Here is a 7,903-nt window from a genome sequence, read left to right on the forward strand (position 1 = left end):
AGCACTTCGCTCACTGGGGATTGGTATCTTTACAACATTTATAATGACCCCGATGGTAATGGAAAAAGCTGGGCAATTTCTGGCAATTGCGCTAAAAAAACTTATTGGTCTATTTCCCATAAAAAAATAAAGCACGAATGGTATTACTCAGAGGGTTCTGAGTGCAAACACACTCCAGTGTATTACGATTATACGGCTACTAATGGCGTTTTTAATATGACGGTTGCCAATGATTCGCCTAATGGAAACAAAGGGGGAACAGCCTCTATAAAATACGAAATAAAGGACAAGGAACTTATCCTTCGCTTTAAAAATAATCGACAACAGGAAGAAATACAAGTTCTCCACAAAAAAGGGGTAGACTATAGTTATCTCGATCCTTTGGTAGGACGTTGGAAACTTACCAAAATAGAAGCAGAAGGCACTACTTATCCTGCGGGGACTCCTGCTTGCTTTACAGGTACTATAGTAGCGAGCTCTATAGGTTTTTCGCTCTACTATACCCTGCCTGCGAACAGCACACAATGCCAAGAAGGTAAGGTGGAAAGTTACGACTATGTAAAAGAAGGAGGTAAATATTACAACGTTTATAACGGACAAAAAGTACCTATCCCTTTTAGCTTTAGCAATAACAACCAAACACTTACACTTAGCCTTGGGGGAACTACAATGTTCTTCCAAAAACAGTAATCAATTAATGAATTAGTTACTTTACTTTAAAAAAAATCTCTTGCAGTGCAAACTGCAAGGGATTTTTTACTTGTTATCTGTTACCTGTTATTTGTATTAATATTCGTATGTTATAGTTTCTTCCAACTTACCGTCAGAATCGTATTTTTTAATTTCGCTTATATTGCCTTGTGCGTTGTATTGGTATTCCCTGCGATATTCCGTAATAGAATCGGCTTTGCCTTCTTCTTTTGAAATGTGTCTCATTAAGGTAAGACAATTTTTAGAAATAAACTCTTCGGGGTAGAGCAAGTCGCCTAAATGACCATAAGCTTGATTGGGTTTATCGTTGTATTGATACTCCCAAATATCGGCAGTTTGAGTGAATTTTTGTTCACTTTTCAACTTATTCCAACGGCTGTCGAAAGTAATTGTTTCAGTATGCCCGCCTACAATAGCGGCTGAAACAGTAGTGCCACTATAAGTGTAGTTTGTTTCTATAACACTTGGTTTAGGGTCTGTGTATTGATGCATAGAGTAAATGTACTTTATGAGCTTACCTTCAGAGTCGTAAGAATAGCTGTGAGTATACGTTCTAACGCCCCCCTCTAAAATTCTAATCTTTTCTACCAATCTTTTGTTTTCAAAGCGGTAAGTTTCTTTTTCATCAAGTATAGTGCGCCTTTCGCGAGAGGTGGTAATTTCGGTGGGGTAACCATTAGCATCGTACTTGTAATCAATGATATAAGTAGTAACATTTCCGTTTTCTAAATCAGTTACTTTCTGAATAGATTTAGTAACCTTACCATTTGCAATAGTAGACTCAGCAACCGATTTCATTTGTCTTAAATGATGGGTAGTAGTTTCAATGCGAGGATATACCCCCACAGTGGGTTCAGGAGCGGGTTTGGGCTCTAAAGTAACAGGAGGCTTCTTGTCGTCAGGAGCATCATTATCGTTTTTACTACACGCAGTTAAGCAAGCAGTAACTAATAGGGAAAGAATTATTCTTTTCATTTTTGTTGAAATTAAATTTTTTGGGCAAAGATACGAAATAAATTTTTTACAATCAACAAACCTTATTTTACATTAATCACAGAGAAAAACTTAAAAGGATTTTTCATTTCTTTGGTATAGAAAATGAGGATTTAAGGTGTCCCTTGGGATAACAAAATGAATAGAGTTCCTTATTTCAAACTTTGGTATACCATTTTCGATTACACTATTTGTAAAAGGGTTCTCAAGAACTTTAAACTTACAGAAAACATCACCATTTTTCCACAAAATATGCTCTGGGGCAGTAAGTTGTTTATCATCTTCTTTATAAATAGATATATATTCTGGATCATTTTCTGTTGTGTCAAAGTGAAATACTTCTATATATTCAGGAAATACCTTTTCAAGAGCATATAGTGTAGCAGGATCATAATTTGTTTGGTTTATATCTTGTTTAGCAACATAAAAAGGCTCACCCAACCGCTTACGCAAATACTTATATACCTTAGGGAAATCATTAGAAAGAGTCTCTACATAGAGAGATACTATTTTTCTTTTATAAGTGATTACTTCGGCTCTTTCTATTTCAAAACCTGCAAAACGGTACTTTTTCTCATTGAAATAGAGATTGTATTGGGAAAAATCTTCATCGTCTTTTCCCTTTAAGTTATAAGGCTTTATATCTTTTATATAATAGATAGCCTTATTTCCTTTTCCATACTCGTAATAATGATTGCGTATAAGTTCATAGAAATGCGAAGTATAATTATGGACAGCTTCTATATCCTTGTTTTTGTTAAAAGGATAGTTGCTTTCAGAACTTCCAATTTTTACTTGCTCAAAATCATACTTAACCTTAGGCAATGGCAGTTTAGTTATACGAGTTAAGCCATTCCTAATTATGGCAGAAGGATAGGTAGCAAAGAATGTTACTAATCGATAATAAACCTCTCCTTTTTTCCAATAGAGATACTTAGGACAATATATAGTATTTCTATCTTTTAGGCAGTCCGGAAATGCTCTTTCAAGAATCTCAAAGGTGTTTTTTCCTGAATAATAAGATTCAGGGCTATAATATTCCCTTTTGTATTCCTCCATTTCTTTCGCATAAGGCGTCCCCAAAGTTTCATATAAGTATTTTACAAACTCTGGTAACTGCTCTTGACGAAAGGAAAGACCTACAGACCTAATTTTCCCTTCATATACATTTATATTTCCCCCTCGTGGCGTAAAGTTCCCAAAATGAAATTTCGCTATCGAATCTTCTGAGAGGAAATAATAGATAGAAGCCTTTTTAGGCAGTTCTTCTATCATTTGTATTCTTTTGTAAATAGTATCATCGAGTATTTCATAGGAAAGATAAGTACTCTTTACTTCTTTTTTGAAATAATTATTATCAAAATCGTAATTATTAGCCTTACCACCTATCTCTATATTAGTAAGGTCTAAAGGAATTTCCCCCTTCTTACAAGCTTCCAACAGAAGCAAAATACCTAATAAAGCGATACCCCAATTAGCTAACTGACTTCTTCCTTGCTTTTTCATATACTTTTTTAGCCACAAAAGTATTGTTTTATTTTATCTTTTGCAAGAAACTTCCTTATGTATTTTAGTTTAATTTCTAACACATCTAGAAAAGTTGCTGTCCAAAAAGTCTCAAAATCACTTTTGCTTCGCTACACTTTGCCAAAGTTTCAGACTTTGGCAAAGATGATTACTCTGATTATCAATAGCTTTTATAGTATGTTATATAGGGGCGTTTTGCAAACGCCCACATAAATAAAACTTTTCTGACCTCCTCTTTTTTACAATCAACAAACCTTATATAGCATTTTAAGCTGTCATTTGTAACAAGTTACTAATTTCCTGGGCGTGGGTGCGGCAGTAGTACATCACAAAAGCGATGTAAGGCACAAATAATAGTATGCTCCACAACAAACCTTGTGCAAATCCTTTGTAATCACCGATGCGGTAAAGGGTGTAGCCTGCCCATAGCAAGTTGAGCGTCATTGTGATATGTGACAGTTGGGCAAAGATATTAGCGCCACTCCAGGTGAATGTGAAGAGTCCCATAGTACCGAAATAGTACATCGGCAGGAAGGCAAGGGGTAGCCAAAAGCTCTTTTTGGTGAGCCCAAAGGCGATAAAGCAAGCTAAATACACCAAGCTGCTGGGTGAGCAAGCGTTATAGGCAAGCCATTGCACGAAATTTACTTTCAAAGTGAAGAAGAAATAACCACTCCCTGAAAGTGTGAGCAATAATAAGAGGATTGCCAAAACAATCCCTGTGGTTTTTTCAGTTTTTGTAAGAATCATAATGTTAAATTAGTAAATTAGAGAATTAGCAAATTCGTTAATTAATGGGGATATAGATTTCTGTTTTTAGTTTTTCTTCGGGAGTGCGGCGAGCGTCGTTGAGGTATTTCTCGAACATAGGCTCATCGCGCAGTTCGTATTCACTTTCTACTACCCAACGCATTGCAGCATCGCAAACGGCAGAAAGCTGACTGTAACTGCCTTGATAGAAAAAGACGGCATACTTGCCTCCAGCTAAGGTTTTGCAACTCACATTTTTTTCAGGCTGAGCAGGTTTGTGAATAGCCAAACCTATATCCGAGCGTTGCAGAGAGGCTTCGGTAATTTTAGGATCGTCGTACGATACACATATCGACTCGATGCCTTTGGTAAATAGCTTTTGCGATTTTACAACCGCCCATAATTGTTCGTAGGCTTTGCCGTAGTCTAAAGACCCATATCCGCCGGTAAGGGCTACATAGATGAGGTTTTTAGGCTCGAGTTCCATTATTTTAGGAGCTTTGAGAGCCAAATCGGGGTTGATGATTTCTTTTTTCATAATGTAGATATCTTTATTAGTTCTGTACTCGGTAGGGGTAATACCATATTGGTTTTTAAAGGCTTTAGAGAGCGATGCAGGGGTTTCATAGCCTATATTGAAAGCAATTTGCTCTATAGGGAGGGTAGAGTAGCGCAGCAGTTGGGCAGCGGTTTCTATGCGCAAACGCGCGATAAAAGCAATAGGCGATTCACCTTTCAGCACTTTGAAAATCCTACAAAAGTGAAAATGCGACAAGTGGGCTATATCGGCTAATGTTTTCAGTTCGATAGGCTCATCGAGGTGACGGTTGATGTATTCCGCCACTTTGTTGATGCGTTGGGTGTAATCGTTATGAGTGATGGATTTCATAGGGTGCGATTTGAATTTCTGGGGCAAAGATACAGCAGTTTTTTGAAGCAGACTTTTCCTATATTGCTTTATTGTTTGTTGATACAATATAAGCTGGAGGAGGTCGGGCAAGGTTAAACAAGGTCAGATAACTCGGACAACTCGGATAACTCGGACAACTCAGATAAGGCTGTCAAAAGTATCCTGTAATTCCTACCCCCTGACCCCTGACCCCTAACACCTAATATAGTGACAAAAAAGAAAGTATCTAAAAAGTGAATCAATGCACTTTTTAGATACTTTTATTTTATAGACTTTATCAAAGGTGTGAGCCGCACGGGCAATTGAGGACTTTGACAAAGTGTAGTGACTGCCCCCTAAATCTCTCCTTTCTTCATTTTTTCAAAATTGGTTTGAATCTCTGATTTTTCATCATCGCCACCATATTCGGCTTTAGGGAGATTTTTAACGGCTTTTTCTTCTATTTCTAGGGCTTTTTGCTTTTCACCACGTGCGTACAAAAGGTGGGCAAAAGTGTCTAAATAAAAAGAATTTTCGGGTTCTAATTGTACTGCCGAACTCGACCATTGGAAAGCTTCATTCAATTTATCGGGGTTTTGCTTGTGCTCTTCAAACACTTTCCAAGCAATATTGTTGGCGCGATTTGCAAAACGCATTTTGTAGTATTTCCAACTGTTCTCATCATCGCCTTCCGAGAAAGCCTTGTCTAATGCAGCGATGAGATTGCTATCCTTTTGCAATAGATTTTTGTAGTATTCACCGAAGTAAGCTGCTGCTTCATCTACATTGTTTTCATAGAGAAAATCGATGTAGTTATCGGCAGAGAAGAGGTTCTTTTTCAAACCTTCTTTATAAACAGTTTTTACGGGTTCAAAGAGTTTTTTGTCGTTGAAAACGATACGGTCGAGTTGGTTAGAGAGCTCACCATAACGCACTTCTATGATTCCTTTGTTCAAACGTTCGTTATAGCCCATATAGTTGTCGTCGTTACCTTCAATTTTTTTGTTGTAGGCTTTGATTTCATCGGCGAATTTCACCAAATAAGCAACGGCATCTATATCGGCGGTAGTAGCGGGTTTTTCGGCGTTGAAAATGCGGTAGTAATAGTTGCTTTCGGTATTGTTGAGAGAGAGCAAGAAAGCGTACTCAGGGTCGAGTTTAGTGTCCTTTTTATGAGCATTCACCACGCGTTCCCATTGGGCGATTGCCTGCTCTGGGGTGAGTTGCATTTGGTAAATACCTTTGGGATTCTTGAGATTAGAGAAATAATCTTCGGCTTCTTGCGCAATATAGTCGAAAGCTTCTTCCTCATTGCTATCGCCGGTTTTTTGTTCCGGACGATTCTTTGCCAATAAATACACACGCTGACTGTCCTTTTTGAGGAAAGTAGTGAAAATGTTTTGCAGTTCTTTTACGGGTAGTTTAGGGTTACTCAAGGCTTTATCGAGCGCGCGTGCCATTGCAATAGTGCTGAAACGGGCTACATTTTCGTTAGAAGTAAAGAGCTCATCGCTGGCAACCTCACTGATGGTTGCGGGTTGTGAATAGAGCACATTACCTGCAACGTCTAACAAAACTACTTGGTTACCCGCAGGAACTCCTTTGGATTTGAGGGTTTTGAGGTCTTTGGCAGTAGCCAAATAGAACTCGTAAGGATAAAGCGGACTGTTATCGTCATCATCGTCGTTATAGCTCACGCTACCTTCGTCTTTGTATTTAGCGAAGAAATCATCAAATTCAGCTTTTGCTTTTGAGTTATCAGGTTGCTGGAACACTACCACTAAACGACTTTGTTTATCGGCTGAAGCGAGGGCAGCATTGAGGTTTTTAGGCACCGAAACTACGGCTTTAGCTTTTTCTTTGGCTTTTTTATCGGGGTCGTATCGAGGAATATCGCGTTCTTTTTCAAAGTCGATGAAGTGAGCCCATTGACTTACGTTTTCTTTAGAAGCGACAGGCACTTGGTTAGGATTGGGTTTGTCGTTTGGTTTGCTAAAGACAATGGCATTGCTGCTATTGCCTTCCGAAACCGAAATAGTTTGTTTGTCGGGATTGTAAACCCCGTTGAGGTTGAAGGAATTACCACCTGCTAAAACAGCGATTTCCACAGCATTTGTGTCTTTGCCAATAGGGAATTTTTGGATGTTTACTTCCTTGTTTTTGCTGTAGGCAGCTTGGTGAGCATCAACTAAGTAGAGATTAGCAGTACGGGGTACTTCAAAACTTTCGAGCACATAGTAAGTTTCGCCATTGCTATCCTTTTTTTCTTCAATATTCTCTAAAGAATCGATTTTGTTATAAACGCATACGTACTCCACTTCTCCTTTAGCATTTTCATACCCTATGTAGAGATAACGCGGATCGGCACCTGTGCGAGGCGGTGTTTTGAGGGTGATTTGCAATTGCTGACTGTCGCCTTGTTTTTTCTCAACAACAAAAGAAGAGGTTTGAGGTTGAAAAAGTATTTTTTTATCTTTGAGAACGTACTCACCCGAGGTAGCAATCAGTTCGTAAGTGCCGTTGGGGAGGAATCTCAATTCTAAAGCATTGCCAAGAGAGTTGGCTTTATAATTTCCTGAAGGAACGGGGGTTTGCGCAGCCAAAGAGAGCGGCAAGAGCGCTAATAAGGGGAGTACTTTCATTTTTAGATATTAGTTAATAAGTTAAGAGTTAAAAGATAAAAAAGTCTATCAAAAAGTGAGCCAGATGCTTGCTACTATAATCCTGTTTTAGGTAATAGGTTGTTTTTAATGCTGCTCACGTTCAAAAATATGCAAAGTATGATTACTATCTAAGATATACACCTTATTTTCTGAGACTTTTAAATCTCTAAGGCGAGTAAAACTATCATCTCTTTCCACTACAGCAATAGGCTCTGAAACATAGATAATTTCCTTGGTGTTAATGTCTAAAACACCAAATTGTAATTCTTTGTCATTATAAAAATACAATAAATCTCCTTGTAAACTTGTATTTCCATTAACCCCATATTTTTTCAAGTTCATTTTTTCCATTTTATCCCACATCCCATAT

Annotated in this window: 6 protein-coding genes and 1 pseudogene; 1 reads left to right on the forward strand and 6 read right to left on the reverse strand. The window is 38.0% G+C overall.

The features are described 5' to 3' along the window. Positions 1-690: lipocalin family protein (locus tag HMPREF9073_RS12060; RefSeq protein WP_009414053.1), on the forward strand; the 690-nt coding region annotated here is incomplete at its 5' end. A 96-nt stretch (positions 691-786) separates the two neighbouring features. On the opposite strand, the gene HMPREF9073_RS12065 is transcribed toward HMPREF9073_RS12060, so the two are convergent. From HMPREF9073_RS12065 to HMPREF9073_RS12090, 6 genes and pseudogenes are all read right to left on the reverse strand, one after another. Then, a complete protein-coding gene (locus HMPREF9073_RS12065) occupies positions 787-1,686 on the reverse strand; it encodes a hypothetical protein (protein ID WP_009414054.1) in 900 nt (299 codons plus the stop codon). 90 nt (positions 1,687-1,776) lie between these two features. After that, positions 1,777-3,210: a hypothetical protein gene (locus HMPREF9073_RS12070; protein ID WP_009414055.1), complete on the reverse strand. Its 1,434-nt coding sequence runs from the start codon at positions 3,208-3,210 to the stop codon at positions 1,777-1,779. Positions 3,211-3,498: 288 nt separating this feature from the next. After that, a complete protein-coding gene (locus HMPREF9073_RS12075) occupies positions 3,499-3,981 on the reverse strand; it encodes a hypothetical protein (RefSeq protein WP_009414057.1) in 483 nt (160 codons plus the stop codon). Positions 3,982-4,018: 37 nt separating this feature from the next. Next, positions 4,019-4,870: a GyrI-like domain-containing protein gene (locus HMPREF9073_RS12080; protein ID WP_034555911.1), complete on the reverse strand. Its 852-nt coding sequence runs from the start codon at positions 4,868-4,870 to the stop codon at positions 4,019-4,021. Positions 4,871-5,226: 356 nt separating this feature from the next. After that, positions 5,227-7,512 (reverse strand): hypothetical protein, encoded by a 2,286-nt coding sequence (locus HMPREF9073_RS12085; RefSeq protein WP_009414059.1) that lies wholly within the window; start codon positions 7,510-7,512, stop codon positions 5,227-5,229. 105 nt (positions 7,513-7,617) lie between these two features. Further along, positions 7,618-7,903 (reverse strand): annotated as a pseudogene (locus HMPREF9073_RS12090) (hypothetical protein); the annotation flags it as partial.

Origin of the sequence: Capnocytophaga sp. oral taxon 326 str. F0382 (assembly GCF_000318295.1) — a bacterium.
In the GTDB taxonomy this organism is placed as follows: Bacteria; Bacteroidota; Bacteroidia; order Flavobacteriales; family Flavobacteriaceae; genus Capnocytophaga; species Capnocytophaga periodontitidis.